Source organism: Actinoplanes sp. CA-131856 (assembly GCF_050956135.1).
Taxonomy (GTDB): Bacteria; Actinomycetota; Actinomycetes; order Mycobacteriales; family Micromonosporaceae; genus Actinoplanes.
Genome location: NZ_CP191849.1, coordinates 9931825 through 9951293, shown reverse-complemented (window position 1 = coordinate 9951293; position 19469 = coordinate 9931825). Strand labels below are relative to the sequence as shown.

Annotated in this window: 18 protein-coding genes; 9 read left to right on the top strand and 9 right to left on the bottom strand. The window is 70.9% G+C overall.

Annotated elements, in window-relative coordinates:
* Nucleotides 1–29 precede the first annotated feature (29 nt).
* From ACQP2X_RS45790 to deoC, 3 genes are read right to left on the bottom strand one after another with little or no spacing between them, the layout of a single operon-like run.
* On the bottom strand, nt 30–848 hold the full coding sequence (locus ACQP2X_RS45790; protein WP_498692447.1) for an aldehyde dehydrogenase family protein: 819 nt from the start codon (nt 846–848) through the stop codon (nt 30–32).
* A complete protein-coding gene (locus tag ACQP2X_RS45785; RefSeq protein WP_498692446.1) occupies nt 841–2259 on the bottom strand; it encodes an aldehyde dehydrogenase family protein in 1419 nt (472 codons plus the stop codon). Before ACQP2X_RS45785 ends, ACQP2X_RS45790 begins: the two co-directional genes overlap by 8 nt.
* Before the next feature lie 5 nt (nt 2260–2264).
* Nucleotides 2265–3215 (bottom strand): deoxyribose-phosphate aldolase, encoded by a 951-nt coding sequence (gene deoC, locus ACQP2X_RS45780; protein WP_498692445.1) that lies wholly within the window; start codon nt 3213–3215, stop codon nt 2265–2267.
* Between the two features lie 59 nt (nt 3216–3274).
* Between deoC and upp the strand changes: the two genes are divergently transcribed.
* Nucleotides 3275–3907, top strand: a complete 633-nt coding sequence (gene upp, locus ACQP2X_RS45775) for a uracil phosphoribosyltransferase (RefSeq protein WP_498692444.1) — start codon at nt 3275–3277, stop codon at nt 3905–3907.
* Nucleotides 3908–4087: 180 nt separating this feature from the next.
* On the opposite strand, the gene ACQP2X_RS45770 is transcribed toward upp, so the two are convergent.
* The gene (locus tag ACQP2X_RS45770) at nt 4088–4570 is read right to left on the bottom strand and encodes an NUDIX hydrolase (protein ID WP_498692443.1); all 483 of its coding nucleotides are present in this window, start codon (nt 4568–4570) and stop codon (nt 4088–4090) included.
* Between the two features lie 84 nt (nt 4571–4654).
* Between ACQP2X_RS45770 and ACQP2X_RS45765 the strand changes: the two genes are divergently transcribed.
* Entirely contained in the window at nt 4655–5338 is a 684-nt protein-coding gene (locus tag ACQP2X_RS45765; RefSeq protein ID WP_498692442.1) for a GOLPH3/VPS74 family protein, read from the top strand.
* 45 nt (nt 5339–5383) lie between these two features.
* Here ACQP2X_RS45765 and ACQP2X_RS45760 read toward each other — a convergent pair whose 3' ends face one another.
* Entirely contained in the window at nt 5384–7024 is a 1641-nt protein-coding gene (locus ACQP2X_RS45760) for a phospho-sugar mutase (RefSeq protein ID WP_498692441.1), read from the bottom strand.
* Between the two features lie 28 nt (nt 7025–7052).
* A complete protein-coding gene (locus tag ACQP2X_RS45755) occupies nt 7053–8960 on the bottom strand; it encodes a serine/threonine-protein kinase (RefSeq protein WP_498692440.1) in 1908 nt (635 codons plus the stop codon).
* A 205-nt stretch (nt 8961–9165) separates the two neighbouring features.
* Here ACQP2X_RS45755 and ACQP2X_RS45750 point away from each other — a divergent pair, with 205 nt between their 5' ends.
* Nucleotides 9166–10728: an acyl-CoA mutase large subunit family protein gene (locus ACQP2X_RS45750; protein ID WP_498692439.1), complete on the top strand. Its 1563-nt coding sequence runs from the start codon at nt 9166–9168 to the stop codon at nt 10726–10728.
* A gap of 171 nt (nt 10729–10899) precedes the next feature.
* Complete coding sequence (locus ACQP2X_RS45745) at nt 10900–12156, top strand: amidohydrolase (protein WP_498692438.1); 1257 nt, start codon at nt 10900–10902, stop codon at nt 12154–12156.
* On the opposite strand, the gene ACQP2X_RS45740 is transcribed toward ACQP2X_RS45745, so the two are convergent.
* Nucleotides 12153–13070 (bottom strand): DUF4349 domain-containing protein, encoded by a 918-nt coding sequence (locus ACQP2X_RS45740; RefSeq protein ID WP_498692437.1) that lies wholly within the window; start codon nt 13068–13070, stop codon nt 12153–12155. The two genes, ACQP2X_RS45745 and ACQP2X_RS45740, sit on opposite strands and share 4 nt — an antisense overlap.
* A 103-nt stretch (nt 13071–13173) precedes the next feature.
* On the opposite strand from ACQP2X_RS45740, the gene ACQP2X_RS45735 reads away from it, so the two are divergent.
* The 4 genes from ACQP2X_RS45735 to ACQP2X_RS45720 all read left to right on the top strand — a co-directional run bounded on the left by ACQP2X_RS45735 (nt 13174) and on the right by ACQP2X_RS45720 (nt 16650).
* The gene (locus ACQP2X_RS45735; RefSeq protein ID WP_498692436.1) at nt 13174–13791 is read left to right on the top strand and encodes an MBL fold metallo-hydrolase; all 618 of its coding nucleotides are present in this window, start codon (nt 13174–13176) and stop codon (nt 13789–13791) included.
* Nucleotide 13792: 1 nt separating this feature from the next.
* Complete coding sequence (locus ACQP2X_RS45730; protein ID WP_498692435.1) at nt 13793–14800, top strand: hypothetical protein; 1008 nt, start codon at nt 13793–13795, stop codon at nt 14798–14800.
* Between the two features lie 109 nt (nt 14801–14909).
* A complete protein-coding gene (locus tag ACQP2X_RS45725) occupies nt 14910–15647 on the top strand; it encodes an SCO6745 family protein (protein WP_498692434.1) in 738 nt (245 codons plus the stop codon).
* 46 nt (nt 15648–15693) lie between these two features.
* Nucleotides 15694–16650: a GNAT family N-acetyltransferase gene (locus ACQP2X_RS45720; RefSeq protein ID WP_498692433.1), complete on the top strand. Its 957-nt coding sequence runs from the start codon at nt 15694–15696 to the stop codon at nt 16648–16650.
* Here ACQP2X_RS45720 and ACQP2X_RS45715 read toward each other — a convergent pair.
* Entirely contained in the window at nt 16647–17111 is a 465-nt protein-coding gene (locus ACQP2X_RS45715; RefSeq protein ID WP_498692432.1) for a gamma-glutamylcyclotransferase, read from the bottom strand. The genes ACQP2X_RS45720 and ACQP2X_RS45715 overlap by 4 nt on opposite strands.
* An 83-nt stretch (nt 17112–17194) precedes the next feature.
* Here ACQP2X_RS45715 and ACQP2X_RS45710 point away from each other — a divergent pair, with 83 nt between their 5' ends.
* Nucleotides 17195–18595 (top strand): NAD(P)H-quinone dehydrogenase, encoded by a 1401-nt coding sequence (locus ACQP2X_RS45710; RefSeq protein ID WP_498692431.1) that lies wholly within the window; start codon nt 17195–17197, stop codon nt 18593–18595.
* Here the strand turns inward: ACQP2X_RS45710 and ACQP2X_RS45705 are convergent.
* A complete protein-coding gene (locus ACQP2X_RS45705; protein WP_498692430.1) occupies nt 18525–19280 on the bottom strand; it encodes a DedA family protein in 756 nt (251 codons plus the stop codon). The genes ACQP2X_RS45710 and ACQP2X_RS45705 overlap by 71 nt on opposite strands.
* Between the last annotated feature and the right edge of the window lie 189 nt (nt 19281–19469).

Sequence of the window (19469 nt, the reverse complement as noted above, 5' to 3'; positions counted from 1 at the left end):
GCACTTTTGAAATGACCGTTTATGAACGATCAGAAACCTTTCGGGTGCCACACCGTCTTGGTCTCGAGCAGAGCGGTCATCGGGCCCACGCCGGGATCGGCCGACCAGTCGGGCGCGGCGGACGGCCGCAGCACCCTTTTCAGCGTGCCGGCGGCGGCGCGTTCGAGCTCGGTGGCGAGCTCGGCGTCGTCGACACCCGAGAGATCGATCGCGTTGACGTCGTCGTGCGAGGCGAGCCAGGGCGCGATCTCGGCGGCGTGTCCGGTCAGGACGTTCACCACCCCGCCGGGCACGTCGGAGGTCGCGAACACCTCGGCCAGGGTGACGGCGGCCTGCGGGTTGGCCGCGATCACCACGACCGTGTTGCCGGTGACGACGGCCGGCGCGACGACGCTGACCAGGCCGAGCAGCGACGGCGGGGCGACCACGGCGACGACGCCGGTCGGCTCGGGGGCCGAGATGTTGAAGAACGGCCCGGCCACCGGGTTGGCGCCACCCGCGACCTGGGCGATCTTGTCGGACCAGCCCGCGTACCAGACCCAGCGGTCGACCGCCGCGTCCACCTCGGCGCCCTTGACACCCAGAGCCTTGAACTCGGCCCGGCGGGCCTCGAGCATCTCGGCGACGCGATAAAGGACCTGACCCCGGTTGTACGCCGTCGCGCCGGCCCACTTCGGCTGAGCCGCCCGGGCGGCCACGACCGCGTCGCGGGCGTCCTTGCGGGAGGCGAGGGAGACGTTGTCGCCGTCCACCAGATAGGTCCGTCCTGATTCGCTGCGGGGGAACTTCCCGCCGACGTACAGCTTGTAGGTCTTGCGCACGGAGAGGCGCACCGATGACTCAGGCAAGGTACGCCTCCAGGCCGTGACGGCCGCCCTCGCGGCCGTACCCCGATTCCTTGTAGCCGCCGAACGGCGACGTGGGGTCGAACTTGTTGAACGTGTTGGCCCAGACCACGCCGGCCCGCAGCTTGTCGGCCACGGCCAGGATCCGGGAGCCCTTTTCGCTCCAGACGCCAGCCGACAGCCCGTACGGCGTGTTGTTGGCCTTTTCGATCGCCTCGGCCGGGGTCCGGAAGGTCAGCACCGACAGGACCGGCCCGAAGATCTCCTCGCGGGCGATCCGGTGGGCCTGGGTGACGCCCGTGAAGATCGTCGGCGCGAACCAGAAGCCCCGGTCGGGCAGCTGACATTCCGGCGACCAGCGCTCGGCGCCCTCGCCGGCGCCTATTTCCGACAATTCGGTAATCCGGGCGAGCTGGGCCGCGGAGTTGATCGCGCCGACGTCGGTGTTCTTGTCGAGCGGGTCGCCCACACGCAGCGTGGACATGCGGCGCTTGAGCGAGTCGAGCAGCTCCTCGGCGATCGACTCCTGCACCAGCAGCCGCGAGCCCGCGCAGCACACGTGGCCCTGGTTGAAGAAGATGCCGTTGACGATGCCCTCGACGGCCTGGTCGATCGGCGCGTCGTCGAAGACGATGTTGGCCGCCTTGCCGCCGAGCTCGAGCGTGAGCTTCTTGCCGGTGCCGGCCACCGAGCGGGCGATGGCCCGGCCGACCTCGGTCGAGCCGGTGAAGGCGACCTTGTTGACGTCGGGGTGCTCGACGAGGTAGCGCCCGGTGTCGCCGGCGCCGGTGACGATGTTGACCACGCCCGGCGGCAGCTCGGCCTGGCGGCAGACGTCGGCGAAGAAGAGCGCCGAGAGCGGCGTCGTCTCGGCCGGCTTGAGCACCACGGTGTTGCCGGTGGCCAGCGCCGGGGCGATCTTCCAGGCCAGCATCATCAGCGGGAAGTTCCACGGGATGACCTGTCCGGCCACGCCCAGCGGGCGCGGATCGGGGCCGAAGCCGGCGTATTTCAGCTTGTCGGCCCAGCCCGCGTAGTAGAAGAAGTGCGCGGCGACCAGCGGGAGGTCGACGTCGCGGGACTCCTTGATCGGCTTGCCGTTGTCGAGCGACTCGAGGACGGCCAGCTCGCGGGAGCGCTCCTGGATGATCCGGGCGATCCGGAACAGATATTTGGCGCGCTCGGAACCGGGCAGCGCCGACCAGCCCTCGAAGGCGCGGCGGGCGGCGGCGACCGCCCGGTCGACGTCTTCCGGCCCGGCCAGGGCGACCTCGGAGAGGACCTCCTCGGTGGCCGGGTTGATCGTCTTGAAGGTGTCCTTGGCCTCGCCGAACTCGCCGTCGATGAACAGCCCGTAGGACGGGGCGATGCTGACGACCGAGCGGGACTCGGGGGCGGGTGCGTATTCGAACATCGGCCTCAGTCCAGGGTGAAGTAGTCCGGACCGGCGTAGTGGCCGGTGGTGAGCTTGGTGCGCTGCATCAGCAGGTCGTTGAGCAGCGAGGAGGCGCCGAAGCGGAACCAGTCGGGGTCGAGCCAGTCGTCGCCCACCGTCTCGTTGATCATCACGAGGTATTTGATGGCGTCCTTCGTCGTACGGATGCCACCGGCGGGCTTGACGCCGACCTGGCGCCCATGACGCGCGCGGAAGTCGCGCACCGCCTCGAGCATGATCAGGGTGACCGGCAGGGTGGCCGCCACCGGGACCTTGCCGGTCGAGGTCTTGATGAAGTCGGCCCCGGCCAGCATGGCCAGCCAGGAGGCGCGGCGCACGTTGTCGTACGTCGCCAGCTCGCCCGTCTCGAGGATGACCTTGAGGTGGGCCGGCCCGCACGCCTCCTTGACCGCGACGATCTCGTCGAAGACCTTGCCGTAGTCGCCGGCCAGGAAGGCGCCCCGGCTGATCACCATGTCGATCTCGTCGGCACCGGCCGCGACCGCGTCGCGCGTGTCGGCCAGCTTGACGTCGAGCGGCGCCTGCCCGGACGGGAAGGCGGTGGCCACGCTGGCCAGGTGGACGCCGGAGCCGGCCAGCACCTCGGCCGCGAACGGGACCATGGCCGGGTAGACACAGACGGCCGCCACCGGGGGACACGTCGGGTCGGAGGGGTCGGGCCGCAGGGCCTTGGCCGAGAGGGCCCGCACCTTGCCCGGGGTGTCCGCGCCCTCGAGGGTGGTCAGGTCGACCATGCGGATGGCCAGGTCGATGGCGTGGGCCTTGGCGGTCGTCTTCACCGATCGGGTGCCGAGCGCCGCCGCCCTGGCCTCGACGCCCACCTTGTCGACGCCGGGCAGTCCGTGCAGGAAAGTCCGGAGATCAGAGGTGGAATCGGGCAGGCCGGACAGCCTTGACGTCGCTGTCGCAGTCATGAAAGGGATTCTACGCGGGCCCCCGACAGTTGATCTTGAATGACCGGTAGGTTGTGCCCGTGGACGTACTCGTTGTAGATCACCCGCTCGCCCAGACCCGGCTCACCGCGATGCGCAAAGCCGACACCGACTCGGGGGTCTTCCGGGCGTCCCTGCACGAGCTCACCACCATGGTCGTCTACGAGGCGGCCCGCTCCTTCGCCACCGAGCGGTACCCGATCGACACGCCGGTGGCCGCCACCGAGGGCACGCGGCTGGCCAACCCGCCGCTGATCGTCCCGGTGCTGCGCGCGGGGCTCGGCATGGCCGACTCGGCGCTGGCGCTACTGCCCGAGTCGTCGATGGGGTTCGTGGGGCTGGCCCGCGACGAGAAGACGTACGAGCCGCGGGCGTACATGGAGTCGCTGCCGGGTGATCTCTCGGGGCAGCCCGTTCTGGTGCTCGACCCGATGCTGGCCACCGGTGGGTCGCTGCTGCACTGCTGCCAGTTGCTGGTCGACCGGGGGTGCACCGACGTGATCATCTGCTGCGTGCTGGCGGCGCCGGAGGGTATCGCGGCGCTGGAAGCGTCGGGGCTGCCGTTGCGGCTGGTTACGGCGTCTATCGATGAAGGGTTGAACGAGAAGAAGTACATCGTTCCTGGGCTGGGGGATGCGGGGGATCGGCAGTTCGGGGGGATGCGGCGGTTTTAGTGGGTCGGGCTCAGCGGTTTGCGCTGCTGAGCTGGCTGGCCTCGCTTCGCTCGGCGGGCACTTCGCCCTTTGGGGCAAATGAGTTGAGCCCGGTTTTGCAACGCCGCACACCCCGCGGCGCTGCAAAACCGGGCTCAACTCATTTGCGGGCGAAGTGCGACTTTGGTTGCGGTTAGGGATTTAGGTGTACGACCAACTGGTGGCTTGGCCGTTCGTGAAGGGCATCACGCCGTGGAAGACGGTGGGGGTGTCGGCGAAGACCAGAGGGAGGAAGTGGTGGTCGGACTCCCACATGGGGATCTCGCCGGCCAGCATCTTCTTCAGCGGTACCCAGTGCAGGCTGCCCTCGTTGTTGGCGGTCAAGGGGGTGCCGCTCCAACGTGGAATGCGGAAGAGGAAGCCGAACCAGTTGGCGCCCTCGCGGCCGAAGCCGGGCCAGGAGATCGTGCCGGCCAGGTCGATCTCGTCGCAGGTGATGCCGGCTTCTTCGAAGATCTCGCGGCGCAGGCCTGAGACGACGTCCTCGTCGGGGGAAAGTTTGCCGCCGAGGCCGTTGTACTTGCCGTAGTGGAGGTCGTCGGGGCGGGTGTCACGTCGGATCATGAGCACCTCGTCGCCGGCGGGGGACAGCACGTAGCCGAGGGTTGCGATGATGGCCTGCACGGGCGTGACTCTATAAGGAAGCAACCGGGATATAACCGTCCTGACGATCGGTCTGCGTGACTGGGGACACTATCGTTTCGAGCCATGACCTCCATCGCGCTCGCCGAGGAACTGCTCCTCCTCGCGTACGACGACCAGACCGGCAAGGCGACCGGATCCCGTATCGGGCTCGACCTCGGCATGGCCGCGGCTGTGCTGGTCGATCTCGCCTTGGCGGGACGTGTCGCGTACGTCGACGGTTACCTCAAAGTCATCGACAACCGGCCGATCGGCGACCCCATCGCCGACGCCGTCCTCGCCAAGGCCGCCGAGGACGAGCCGCACACCCCGGCCCAGTGGCTCCAGCGGCTCCGCCACCGCCTGCGGACCCGGGTGCTCGAGGACCTGTGCGCCCGCGGCGTCGTGCAGGACGTCGACGAGACCCAGCAGGGCTTCATCCACGTGCACCGCTACCCGACGACCGACCCCGCCTTCGAGGCCGAGATCCGGGGCCGGCTGGCCAAGGCGCTGACCAGCGACGGCCCGACCGACGAGCGGACCGCCGCCCTGGCCACGCTGCTCGTGGCGACCCGCATGGAGCCGGCCCTGCGCCTGCCCGCCGAGGAGGCGGCCCAGGCGCACGAGCGGCTCGAGCAGATCGCCGCCGGCGCCGGCTTCTCGGGCAGCGCCAACCTGGAGGACTCGATCGTCCGCCCGTCGGTCGCCCTGGTGGTGGCCACGCTGGGCCGGGCCATCACGGCCGCTCTGGGCGCTCCCAAGCCGGCATGACGGGTGTTTGCCGGGCGCGCGAGTGACCGTGCGCCCGGCGAAAACTCAGACGCCCAGGGCCGCCGCGATCTCCTGCCGCAGGGTGAGCAGCGAGGCCGCCGCGCGGGCGCGGGCGGCGGTCAGGTCACCCTCGCCGGTCGGTTCGACCACTTCGAGGTACGCCTTGAGCTTCGGTTCGGTGCCCGACGGGCGGATGACCGCGCGCGACGACGAGGTGCGGAACGTGAGCACGTTGTTGGCGGTGTCGTCGGAAGTGACCACCGGGGCGCCGAGCAGCGTCGCGGGCGGCGCGCTGCGGGCCCGCCCCATCGCCGCCCCGATCTCGGCCAGGTCGTCGACCCGCACCGACAGCTGGTCGGTGGCGTGCACCCCGAACTCGACGGCCAGCTCGTCGAGCCGGTCGGCCAGCGTGCGCCCCTCGGCCTTGAGCCCGGCCGCCAGCTCGGCCACCGTGAGGGCGGCCGTGATGCCGTCCTTGTCGCGCACGAGCGACGGAGAGACGCAGTAACCGAGCGCCTCCTCGTAGCCGTAGGCCAGCTCCTCCGCGGCCCGCACGATCCATTTGAAGCCGGTCAGCGTCTCCGCGTAGGGCACGCCCCGGGCCGCGCACAGACGGCCCAGCAACTGCGACGAGACGATCGTGGTCGCGTACGTCCCGGGGACGCCCCGCCGGATGAGACAGTCGCCCAGCAGCGCGCCCAGCTCGTCGCCGCGCAGCGGCCGCCACCCACCGTCGGCGGTGGGGATGGCCACGGCGCACCGGTCGGCGTCCGGGTCGTTGGCGATGGCCAGGTCGGCCCCGGTGCCCTGGGCGAGCGCGAGCAGCAGGTCCATCGCGCCCGGCTCCTCCGGGTTGGGGAAGGCGACGGTCGGGAACTCGGGGTCGGGTTCGGCCTGCTCGGCGACGACGGCGAGGTCGGGGAAGCCGGCCGCCGCGAACGCCGCCCGCAGGGTGCTGCCACCCACGCCGTGCATCGGGGTGTAGGCGATGGCGAGATCACGCGGGCCGCCTTCGGTGAGCGTGGCGGCGGCGCTGCGGGCGTACCCCTCAATGATCTTGTCTTCGATGAGCGTGCCCGCCTCGCCCAGCGGAACCTCGGCCAGGGGGCCGACGGCCCGGATGGCGGCCTCGATGCCGGCGTCGGCCGGCGGGACGATCTGCGCGCCGTCGCCGGCCGGACCGCCGAGCCCGCGGCCCAGATAGACCTTGTAGCCGTTGTCCTGGGGCGGGTTGTGGCTGGCGGTCACCATCACCCCGGCCACGGCGTCCAGGGCCCGCACGGCGTACGCCAGGACGGGCGTGGGCAGGGTCCCGGGCATCAGCAGCGCCTCCCGCCCGGCGCCGGTCGCGACCCGGGCGGTCCTCTCGGCGAACTCGCGGGAGCCGTGCCGCGCGTCGTACCCGATCACCAGCGGCCCCTCGCCGCCCTGAGCGGCCAGCCAGGTGACCAGGCCGGCCGCGGCCCGGGTGACGACCGCGAGGTTCATCCCGTTCGGCCCGGCCCTCAGCCGGCCGCGCAGCCCGGCCGTGCCGAACGTGAGCGGCCCGGCGAACCGGTCGCGCAGCTCGGCGGCGGTGCCGGGCAGGCCGTCGATCAGCCGGGTCAGCTCGGCGCGGGTGGCCGGGTCGGGGTCGTCCGCCAGCCAGGTCTCGGCGAGGGAACGCAGTTCGTCGTCAGGTGCCATCTGAGTTTGATAGCACGAGACGTGAACGTCAGGCGGCGCCCAGGGCGTACGACTTGATCATCTGATCGAAGATCGGCTTGCTCGCGGCGAACTGCGATTCTTTCGTGGTCAGGTAGAACGAGTACGCCTTGCCGCCGGAGATGACCGCGCCCCAGAGGCCGTGCCGGCCCTCGGCGCCGCTGCCGCACTTGTACTCCAGCACCGCGCCGTCCCGACCGGCGATCTTGGTCGAGGTGAGGCCGACCCGGGCGTACGGCGTCGTGCAGGACGTCGTGCCCTTCTTGAGGTTGCTCTCGGCGACACCCAGGAACGACGTCGGCGTGCCCTTCGACTTCTCGATCAGGATGCGGACCTTGCGCTTCGCGTCCTGCGGGTCGGCGTAGTCGACCCAGCTGCCGGCCGCCTTGCGGGTCCAGCCGGCGGGCACGAGCACGCTGATGCCGCGCTCCTTGTACGCCTGCGAGGCCAGCGTCGGGGCGACATTTTCGACAGCGGACGGCGGGGCCGCCGTGGGCGTCTTGTCGCCGTCGCCGCCGCCGGTCAAAGAGAAGACCAGGACCAGCAGGAGTACGACACCAAGGGCGCCGCCGCCGGCGATGAGCTGTTTCTGGCGGGGCCAGCCCTTGACGGTGGTGACCGCGCGATCGGTGGCCTGCCGGGCCGTGCCCACGGCGTTGTCGATCATCGCCTTGCGCTTGGCCGCCGGGCTCTGCACGACCGTGCCGCCGACCATCGGGTCACGGGCCGCGCGGGCGCCGTTCCAGGCCTCGCGGGGCGGCAGCACGCTGGTCGTGTCGCCGGTCGGCCGCGGCGGGGGCGCCATCATGGCGCCGGTCGGCGGCAGGTCGCCCGGCGCGCCCCGGCGGCCGGCCGCGGCGTTCTCCTGCTGGAGCTTGGCCAGGTGGTCGGTGAGCGAGTCGTTCGGCGAGAGCATGGCCCGGCCGCCGATCTGGCCGCTGGGCTGCGGCGGGATGGGCTGGGTCTCGGCCGGAGCGGCCGGCGGGCGCGGCGAGGGGACGACCGAGTAGGGGTCGGTCATCATGTGCGGCGGGCTCTTGCTGGCCAGCGGGCCGGCCAGCTGCTGGCGCAGCATGGTGCGGGCGGTGCCCACGTCCATCCGCCGGGACGGGTCCTTCTCGAGCAGGCCCATCAGCACCGGGGTGAGCGATCCGGCCCGCACGGCCGGTGCCGGCGGGTCCTCGACCACGGCGTGCATGGTCTCGATCGGGTCGCCCTTGTCGAACGGGGGACGGCCCTCGACCGCCGTGTAGAGCGTGACGCCCAGCGAGAACAGGTCGCTCGGCGGGCCGAACTCGCTGCCCATGGCCCGCTCGGGCGAGATGAAGTGCGGCGAGCCGAGCACCATGCCGGGCGTGGTCAGCTGCACGTCGGTGGGCATGCGGGCGACGCCGAAGTCGGTCAGCACGCAGCGGCCGTCGGAGCAGATCAGCACGTTGGCCGGCTTGACGTCGCGGTGCAGCACGCCGTGCGCGTGTGCCACCTCGAGGGCGCCCAGCAGCGCGATGCCGATCTTGGCGACGACGCGGGGCGCGACCGGCCCGTCCTCGATCACCATGTCGGCCAGGCTGCGCGCGTCGAGCAGCTCCATCACGATCCAGGGGCGGCCGTTCTCGTGCACGACGTCGTAGACCTGCACGACCGCCGGGTGCTGAAGGGCCGCGGCCGCGCGCGCCTCGCGCATGGTCCGCTCGTACATCGCGTCGCGGTCGCTGGGGGCCAGGCCGGGCGGGAGGATGACCTCCTTGATCGCCACGTCACGGCGCAGCAGCGTGTCCGCCGCGCGCCAGACCGTGCCCATGCCACCGTGGCCCACCGCGGCGCGGAGCGTGTAACGCCCGCCGATGAGCGTGCCCGGGGCTGCGCGTCCGCTGGTGGGAGCCGTGTTGCCGCCGCTCCACGTCGGAATCTGAGTCACTGAGGATGCCACCGAGGGGGTCTAGGGGCCGTCGACCAACCCCGCCATCTTGCCGGTTCCGTACCCCGAATTGAAAGTCACGGGGCTCGTGTTTACCTGAACTCGACGGTAGGTGACGGGGAAATCGCATTCGGTGGAGAGATCCGGACGCAGAGTGCAAAAGTCCTCACTCGTTCGCATTGAACGAAGCCTTAGGATCACCGGTGTGAACGCGGAGTCGGGATTCGAGATCAAGCCGGTTTACCGTCCGGGCGACGTTGATGACGCCCCGATCGGCGAGCCGGGCGAGTTTCCGTACACGCGGGGTGTCTATCCCACGATGTACACCAAGCGCCCCTGGACCATGCGGCAGTACGCGGGCTTCGGCACCGCCGCCGAGTCCAACGCGCGCTACCACCAGCTGCTGGCCGCCGGCACCATGGGCCTGTCGGTGGCGTTCGACCTGCCCACCCAGATGGGCTACGACTCGGACGAGCCGATCGCGCACGGCGAGGTCGGCAAGGTCGGCGTGGCCATCGACTCCATCGACGACATGCGGCGGCTGTTCCACGAGATCCCGCTCGACCGCGTCTCCACCTCGATGACGATCAACGCGCCGGGCTCGGTGCTGCTGCTGCTTTATCAACTCGTCGCCGAGGAGCAGGGCGTTCCCGGTACGGCCCTGCAGGGCACGATCCAGAACGACATCCTCAAGGAGTACATCGCCCGCGGCACGTACATTTTCCCGCCGAAACCGTCGTTGCGCCTGGTGGCCGACACTTTCGCGTACTGCCGTAAAGAGATACCGAAGTGGAACACGATCTCGATCTCCGGCTATCACATGGCCGAGGCCGGCGCGTCGCCCGCGCAGGAGATCGCTTTCACCCTGGCCAACGGCATGGAGTACGTACGGGCGGCGCTCGCCGCCGGCCTGGCCGTCGACGATTTCGCGCCCCGGCTGTCGTTCTTCTTCGTCGCCCGCACCACGCTGCTCGAGGAGATCGCCAAGTTCCGGGCCGCCCGCCGCATGTGGGCCCGCATCATGCGCGACGAGTTCGGCGCCCAGGATCCGAAATCGCTGATGCTGCGATTCCACACGCAGACCGCCGGTGTGCAGCTCACCGCCCAGCAGCCCGAGGTCAACCTCGTGCGGGTGGCGATCCAGGCGCTCGGCGCGGTCGCCGGTGGCACCCAGTCGTTGCACACCAACGCCTACGACGAGGCCATCGCCCTGCCCACCGAGAAATCGGCCCGGCTCGCCCTGCGCACCCAGCAGGTCCTGGCGTACGAGAGCGGCCTGACCGGCACGGTCGACCCGTTCGCGGGCTCCTACGCGATCGAGGCGCTGACCGACGAAGTGGAGAGTCAGGCCACCGAGCTCATCGAGCGGGTCTTCTCGTACGGCTCCGCGGTGGACGCGATCGAGCAGGGCTTCCAGAAACAGGAGATCGAGAGCTCGGCCTACCGCATCGCCAACGAGATCGACAGCGGCGAGCGCGTGGTCGTCGGCGTCAACCGGTTCGCGGCCGACACCGAGGAGCGCTACGAGCCGCTGCGCGTCGACCCGGCGATCGAGGCGGCCCAGGTGGCCCGGCTGGCCGCGCTGCGGGCCGATCGCGACAGTGTGGCGGTCGAGACAGCCCTGGCGGATTTGGCGAAGGCCGCCGGTGGGAACGACAACGTCCTACCGTTGATGAAAGAGGCGTTGCGTCTTCGTGCCACAGTGGGCGAGGTATGCCACACCTTGCGCGGCGTGTGGGGGGTCTACCACCCCGTCGAGCGCTTCTGACGGCTAGTTGCCCGCGACCCGGGCCGCGCCGTTGAACCGCGTCACCTCAACGGTGCGTAACCGGTTGTAGGCGTGTGCGGGAAAGGCGTTGCACAGTGTCACCTAAAACGGTCTAGGCTGTCGCGCGTCGCGAAAACCCGACAAAACTTGACTAGCGATACGGAAGCCGACGTGACTACTGCTCTGACGGAGCCCGAAGGGGCCCAGACGGAGTGGCCCGGGCCGTTGCCCGGTGCCGAGCCCCTGCCCGGCCAGCTCGACCGCTGGCTCGCCTCCCGAGGCGCGGAGCTCGTAGCGATCCGACGGCACATTCACGCCCACCCCGAACCCTCCTATCGCGAGTTCGAGACCGCCGCCCTGGTCGCCCGCGAGCTGGCCGTGGCCGGCCTCTCGCCGCAGCTGCTGCCCGACCGCAACGGCGTCATCTGCGACATCGGCCGGGGCGACCGGGTGATCGCCTTCCGGGCCGACCTCGACGCGCTGCCGTTGCAGGACCTCAAGGACGTGCCGTACCGCTCGACAGTGCCCAACGTGGCCCACGCCTGCGGCCACGATGTGCACACCACCGTGATGCTCGGCCTCGGCCTGGCCCTGGCCCAGCTCGACGAGCGCGGCCAGCTCCCGGGCCGGGTGCGGCTGATCTTCCAGCCGGCCGAGGAGTCGGTGCCGTCCGGGGCGCCCCACGTGATCGCCGCGGGCGGCCTCAAGGACGTGGCCGCGATCTACGCGCTGCACTGCTACCCGCAGCTGCCGTCCGGCCTGGTCGGCGTGCGCTCGGGCCCGTTCACGGCGGCCGCCGACATGATCGACGTCAAGGTCACCGGCCCCGGCGGGCACACCGCCCGGCCGCACCTCACGGCCGACCTGGTGCACGCCCTCGGCCGGATCATCATCGACGTGCCGTCGCTGCTGGACCGCCGCATCGACCCGCGGGCCGGCGTCTCCATGGTGTGGGGCGCGGTGCACGCGGGCGAGGCGCCCAACGCCATCCCCGGCGTCGGCGAGGCCCGCGGCACGGTGCGCATCCTCAACCGGGACGCCTGGCGCCAGGCCCCCGAGCTGATCACCAAGCTGATCCACGAGGTCGTCGCGCCGACCGGAGCCCAGGTCGAGGTGGGATATCACCGCGGCGTGCCGCCGGTGATCAACGACCGGATGGCGTCGGCCGTGATCGCCGGGGCGGCCGGCGCCGCTCTCGGCGCCGACCGGGTGGTCGAGGCCGAGATCAGCATGGGCGGCGAGGACTTCGCCTTCTACCTCGACCACGTGCCGGGCGCGATGATCCGGCTCGGCACCGCCCGCCCCGGCTCGGACGAGAAGCACGACCTGCACCAGGGCGACTTCGACGTGGACGAGAACTGCATCGGCTACGGCATCCGGGTCATGACCCACACCGCGCTCGCCGCCCTGGCGACCGGCGCCTTCTAGTCCTGTGGCGCCGGCGGCAGAGCCGGCGCCGGACGGGGCCGCCGGAAGCGGCGGAGCAGATAGAACACCGCCCACACCGGCAGGCCGATGGCGATCACCCACGGCAGCAGGGCGCCGAGCACGGTGAGCAGCACCTTCAGCGACGCCAGCAGCGCGTCCCACCCGGCGCCGAGCCCGGACAGGAAACCCGGCGGGTCGTCGTCGGCCCCGGCCACCGGGTCGGCGTCGGGGTCGAGATAGGTCACGGTGATCGTGGAGAGCGCGGTCAGGTCGGCCAGGTTGCGCTTCTTGGCCTGGAGCGAGGCCAGGTCGGACTCGCGGGTGGCCACCTCACGCTCCAGCATCACCAGGTCGTCCAGCGACTTGGCCTGGCCCAGCAGCTTGCGGCCGCTGTCGACCCGGGCCTGCTGCACGGCGATCCGCGCGTCGAGGTCGACGACCGCCTCGGTGACGTCCTCGGTGTTGATCTGGCGCTGCTCCTCGTCGCCCAGCTTGGCCAGCTGGTCGACGACCGCGCCGAACTTGTCGGCCGGGACCCGCAGCTCGAGGGTGGCGCTGCCGGCGCCCGAGCCGCTGGTCCGGTTGTCGCCGCCGACGAAGCCGCCGGCCGTGTTCGCGATGCCCGTGGCCTGCCCGGCCGCGGCGTTGACGTCCTTCACCCGTACGGTCAGAGACCCCCGGTAGATGATCGAACGCTGCTCGACGCGCAGGTCGGGTGCCTGCGCGGTGGTGTCCTTGCCCTGAGCCGGAGCGGCCTCGTCCTTCGCCTGGTTGGGTGCCGCGGCCGGCGCCTCGGCGGCGCCGCCGGTGCTTTGTGTGTCGCCCGAATCGTCGGCGCTGCACCCGGCGAGCAGCAGGCCGGTGATCAGGACGCTCGCCGCCAGATATGTCTTCCGGTTACGGATCGCACGCATGGTGTGTCTCCCTGTCCCCGCTAGAGATGTGGGGTTAGGACTTGCGGCACGACGTTCTCGGTTCCGGCAGACTGGTCACGAATCGGCAGCGACGGAGGGTCCCATGCGCGTCACCAAGTTCGGGCATTCCTGCCTGCGCATCGAGGGCGAGGGTGTTCTCGTCATCGACCCGGGCAACTTCAGCGAGCGGTCGGCGGTCGACGGCGCGGACGCGGTGCTGATCACCCATGAGCATCCCGATCACGTCGACCACGAGACGATCGCGTCGGTACCGCGGGTCTACGCACACCCCGACGTGCTCGCGACGCTGACTTCGTTCGAGGGCGCCACCTTCCCGGTCGAGCCGGGCCAGCGCCTGGAGGTCGCCGGCTATCAGGTCTCGGCCCACGGCGGGCGGCACGCGGTGATCCACCAGGACATCCCGCGGATCGCGAACCTGGGCTACGTGGTGGCCGACGCCGGCACGAACCTCTACCACCCGGGTGACTCGTTCACCGTGCCGGAGGACACGACGGTGGACACGCTGTTCGCGCCGATCAACGCTCCATGGATGCGGGCGATGGAGTCGATCGACTTCATCCGGGCGGTCAAGCCCGGACGGGCCTTCGCGCTGCACGACGGCCTGCTCAACGCGAACGGCCTGAAGATCTACGGCGGGCTCTCCGAGAGGCTGTCCGGCACGACGTGGGCCCACGTCGCGCCGGGCACGGTCATCGACTGACGTGCCCAGCGCCACCGACGAGCTGATCCAGCGGCTGTACGAGGCGCCGCCGGAGGGCTTCGTCGCGGCCCGGACGGCCGCGATCGAGGACGCCCGCAAGGCCGGGGACAGGGCCACCGCCAAGCGGCTGGCCGCGCTCAAGAAGCCGACAGTGGCCGCCTGGGTGGTCAACCTGCTCGCGCTGCGCCGCCCGGAGCTGGTCGAGGAGCTGGCCGACCTGGCCGCCGCGCTGCGCGAGGCCCAGCGTGGCCTGGACGGCGACGCGCTGCGCGAGCTGACCGCGCAGCGCCGGCAGGTGGTGTCGGCGCTGGTCTCGGCGGCCGGCAAGCTGGCCCGGGCCGAGGAGCCGGGCCTCAAGCTGCCGCTGGGCGAGGTGGAGGCGACGCTGACCGCGGCGATGGCCGAGCCGGAGATCGCGGCCCAGGTGCGCACGGGCCGGTTGATCCGGGCCGCTTCCTACGCAGGCTTCGGCGAGGTTCCCCGCCCTCGGCTACGGCTCGTCAGCGACATTCCCGACAATTCCGACATCGGCGAGCAGGGTGAAGAGGGCGGCGAGTACGACGTCGAGGGCCGCGCGGGTGGCGAAGGGCGCTCGGGTGGCCAGGGGCGCGGGGGTGACGGTGGCGAGGTCATCGAGATGCCGCAGACCTCGGCGCGGGAGCGGGCCGCCGCCGAGCGCCGCCGTCGCGAGCAGGAGCAGCGGAAACGCGAGCGGGACCAGCGCGCGCGGGAGCTGCGCCGGCGCCTGAAGACGGCCCAGGCCGCCGAGCATCGGGCCGACGAGCAGTTGGAGCGGGCCGAGGGCGCGGAACGTGACGCTGGTCACGTCGTGGAGGACCTGGACGCGGAGCTGGCCGAACTGGAACGCCGGCGTACCGAAGCGCAGGCCGAGGTGGCCCGCCGCAAGCAGGCTCGTCGCGACGCCGAACGGGCCGCCGCGGCGGCCCGGCGCGAGGTCGGCGACGTCCAGGCGGCCTTGGAGGATCTTGAAGGGGACGAGTCGGATTGATCCCCATCCGACCTCCCCGCCGCCGCCCTTAAGAGGATTAAGACCATTTCCTGGGCCCGATCGGGAAGATTATTTTCCAGAACGGTCCGAGGAGAGCAGAATCGGGCGGGTGACCCCCGAACAGGCTGCCGCCACTGCCAAAACGGGACTCGCCACCATCGTGGGCGCCTTTGCCGAGTCGCCGCAGACACTTCGCCGGGCCCGGCTGCTCGGCCTCTCGGGCTGGGCCTATCACGTCTCGGCGCGCGCCGGCGCGCTCGGCGACGTCCGCCCCGAGACCGTCGCCGCGGCCATCGGCTTCATCGCGCCCGAGGCCGTCATCGACGGCTGGGAGGCGACCGCCAAGACCTCCGCCCCCATGGAGGTGGCCACCTGGCACCTGCATGAGCTCTGCACCTGGGGCGCCGAACAGCTCGGTGGCTTCCCCCGGCTCGGCCGGCTGCACGAGCTGACCCACCGGGTGGTGAGCGCCGTCGACTACGCCGGCCTGCCACTGTTCGCCGCCTGGCGGGCCATGCCGGTGCCCGAGCAGGTCGCCGGCGCCCAGGCCGCGGTCCTGCTGCATCTGCTGCACGAGCACCGGCTCGGCGTGCACCTGGTGGCCGTGCGGGCCAGCGGCCTCACCCCGCTCCAGGCGATCATCGCCGGGCCCGAGGGTGAGACCGGCGCCGTCGCGTTCGGCTGGCAGCCGCCCTATCCGCCAGCCGGGCCGATCGTGCGCCGGCTCATGTGGGCCGACTCGGCGGCCGACTCGATGGCCGGGCAGGCCTACGCGTCGCTCGACACCGCCGAGCGGGTCGAGCTCATCGGCCTGCTGGAGTCGCTGCGGCACCGCCTCGCCCCGTGACGTAATTCGATGGCCCCGCCCGGGCGCTTCGTGGTCGGATGCTCCGATGACCGAGCTTCCCGACGGCTGGAGCCTGCGCCGGCCCACCCTCGACGACGTGCCCGCGATCCTCGAACTGGTGCACGCCAGCGACATCGCCGCCCTCGGCTACCCCGACTTCAGCGCCGAGGAGGTGCGCGAGTCGCTCACCGAGCCCCACACCGACATGGAGCGCGACGTCTGGCTGGCGCTCGACCCCGAGGGCACGATCCTCGGCTGGGCCTTCGCCGTGAACGCGGCCGCCATCGCGCGCGACTTCGTCGAGGTCTACGTCTGGCCCGAGCGGGGCCGGCCGGCCATGGTGCCGCTGCTGGAGATCATCCTGGCCCGGGCGGCCGAGCGGGCGGTCGAGTTCGGCCATAGCCCGTACGAGGTGCGGGCCGGCGCCGTGCCGACCGAGGAGCCCTACATCGCGGCGCTGCTCGACCACGGCTTCACGTTCCTCAAGCAGAACGCCCGCATGCAGATGTCCCTCGACGGTGTGCCGCACACGGCGCCCGAGCCGCCCGAGGGTGTCACCGTCCGCACGGTCCGGTCCGACGACGACGCCGACATGCGGGCCGTGCACAGCGTCATCCAGCAGGCGTTCCTCGACTCCGACCACCGCACGGCCGACTACGACGCCTGGCGCAAGGGCCTCGACGAGGAGCCCGTGCACGTCTACGACGAGTGGTTCGTGGCCGAGGTCGAGGGCCGGGTCGTGGGCGCGCTGGAGTCGTCGGCCGACAGCGGCGACAACAACGACGAGGGCTTCGTGAAGAGGCTGGGCGTGCTCTCGGCGTACCGCAAACGCGGTCTTGGAGAGACGCTGCTGCGCCATGCCTTCGCCGTCTACGCGCGCAAGGGCTATGCCAAGGCGGGGCTGGGCGTCGATCTGTCCAACCCGACCGAGGCGGCGCGGCTCTATCTCGCCGTCGGCATGAAGCCGCTCTACGAGGCCAACATCTATCAGAAGTTTATCTAGGGCGCCTCGGGCGACGACGTGCCGGTGGGCCGTGACCGCAGCTCCTGCACGTAGTCGTCCGGCGCCCCGGCCTTCTCGGCCGCGTTGGCGATCTCGGAGAGATACCACGCGGTGGGCAGACCGCCCTCGTAACCCGTGAAGACGTACACCCAGGCGCTGAACTCGCCCTCCAGGGTCGAGACACGCACGGTGACTTTCTGGTACGCCTCGGCGGTCACCCCCTCGACCTCGTCGAGCTGAGCGGCGTCCCAGGGGTGGACGTCGTAGAGCGAGACGAAGACCCGGTCGCCGGGGGACTCGACGATCGTGGTGACCGCGCCCTCCCAGCCTAATTCCCCCTCACCGGCGAAGGTCAGGCGCCAGCCTTCTATCCACCCCACGCCCACCATGGGCGAGTGCGGACAGTAGGCCCGCATGCGGGCGGGGTCGAGGTTCGAGCCATACGCGGCGTAATGACGCACGGCGATGACGATAGCCCGATCGGGCGGTGGTGGAGAATACAAGGAGTGCGTGTCGGCACATTGGCAGCGTGGAGGGAAGTGTCGTGAGTCGGATCGTGATCATCGGTGGGGGACCGGGCGGGTACGAGGCCGCGTTGGTGGCGGCCCAGCTCGACGCGGACGTCACCCTCGTCGAGGCGGACGGTCCGGGCGGCGCCTGCGTCCTCACCGACTGTGTGCCGTCGAAGACCTTCATCGCCAGCTCCGAGGTGATGACCGGCTATCGGCACAACGAGCGGTTCGGCATCCGCTCGGCCGGCCTGGACGGGGTCACGGTCGACGCGGCCGCGGTCAACGAGCGGGTCAAGAAGCTGGCGCTGGCCCAGTCCGGCGACATCCAGGCCAAGCTGGTCAAGGCCGGTGTCGACGTGGTGCACGGCCGGGCCCGGCTGGGCGAGGACACGCTCGGTCACACCCACCAGGTGCTGATCACGCCCCACGACGGTGCCGAATACGCCGTCGATGCCACGACCGTGCTGTTGGCGACCGGCGCCACGCCCCGCGTGCTGCCCACCGCCCAGCCCGACGGGCAGCGCATCCTCGACTGGCGCCAGCTCTACGACCTCACCGAGCTGCCGTCCCACCTGATCGTCATCGGCTCGGGTGTGACCGGCGCCGAGTTCGCCAGCGCCTACCTGGCCATGGGGGTCAAGGTCACGCTGGTCTCCAGCCGCGAGCGGGTCATGCCGCACGAGGACGCCGACGCCGCCATGGCGATCGAGCGGGTCTTCCGCGAGCGCGGCATGACCATTCTCAGCCAGGCCCGCGGCCGCTCGGTCGAGAACACCGGGGACGGCGTCAAGGTCACCCTCGGTGACGGCAACGTCATCGAAGGCTCGCACGCGCTCATCGCGGTCGGCGCGATCCCCAACACGGCCGATCTGGGCCTGGAGGAGTACGGGGTTCAGGTCGGCGACGGGGGCTACGTGACCGTCGACCGGGTCTCGCGCACCAACGTCCCCGGTGTCTACGCGGCCGGCGACTGCACCGGCGTCCTCGCACTGGCCAGTGTGGCCGCCATGCAGGGGCGCATCGCGATCTGGCACGCCATGGGCGAGGCCGTGGCCCCGCTGCGCCTGCGCACCGTCGCGGCCAACGCCTTCACCGACCCCGAGCTGGCCACCGTGGGCGTCAGCCAGAACGACGTTGACGCCGGCCGGGTGCCCGCCCGTCAGGTGATGCTGCCGCTGAGCGGCAACGCCCGGGCCAAGATGGCCGACCTGACCGACGGCTTCGTCAAGCTGTTCTGCCGGCCCGCCACCGGTCAGATCGTCGGCGGCGTGGTGGTGGCGCCCAAGGCGAGCGAGCTGATCCTGCCGATCACCATGGCGGTGGAGAACAACCTGACGGTGGACCAGCTGGCCCACACGATCACTATCTACCCGTCGCTGTCGGGCTCGATCGCGGAAGCGGCGCGTCAGCTGATGCTTCACGAGCTGCAGTGAAATCCGCCTTGCCCTTTTCGGCGGCTTTTTCCGCGGCGGCGATCTCCAGCTCCGCGTCCTTGCGGCCGCCGAACAGGGCGAGGATCCACCCGGCCGTGCCGAAGACGACGGCGGCCGTGGCCGCGACCGCGAACAGGCGCCAGGCCGACTGGGTGAGGGCCGTGCCGCCGACGTGGCCGACCAGTCCGCCGTACGTGCCCCAGGCCAGCGCGGCCAGGCCGTCGTAGAGGATGAACAGCTTGATCGGGTAGCCCCGGCGGCCGGCGTGGAACCCGGCCGCCATGCGGCCGCCGGGCACGAAGCGGCAGAGCAGCAGCACGAGCGGGCCGGGCCGGCGCAGGCCGCGGGTGAACCGCTCGGCCGCGCGGCGGGTCTTGGACTCCTCTTTGGGCCCGTCGTCGTGCTGTGGCCCGTACCGTGCGCGGAGCGCGGCCAGGCGGCCCGAGCCCAGGTCGCCGCTCGACCGGCCCAGCGTGAAGGCGATCGAGTCGCCGGCGAACATGCCGAGCGCGCCGACGGCGATCACGAGCGCGAGATTGAGATTTCCGTAGACAGTCAGCGCCCCGGATGTGATCATGATCGCCTGGATCGGGACCACCGGAATCATCGCGTCGACCGCGAGGAAGCCGAAGAGAGCAAGGTACGCCCACGCCGGTGTTGCCATCATGGTCAACAGTTCGGTCATGGGTCCTTTACCTCACGGGGTGTTAGGGGCCTCTCGGGAATTGTCCGTGGAGGCACCTGAGAATGTGCTGTGTTTCAGGATGCTCCTGATCAGGGCCGGTCGGCGGTGATGCCTGACACGGTATTGTCTCGATCTCCCGAGCGCTCGCGGTTTTTCCGCCCGCCTCCGCGTCTTGTCCTATTTGTCACC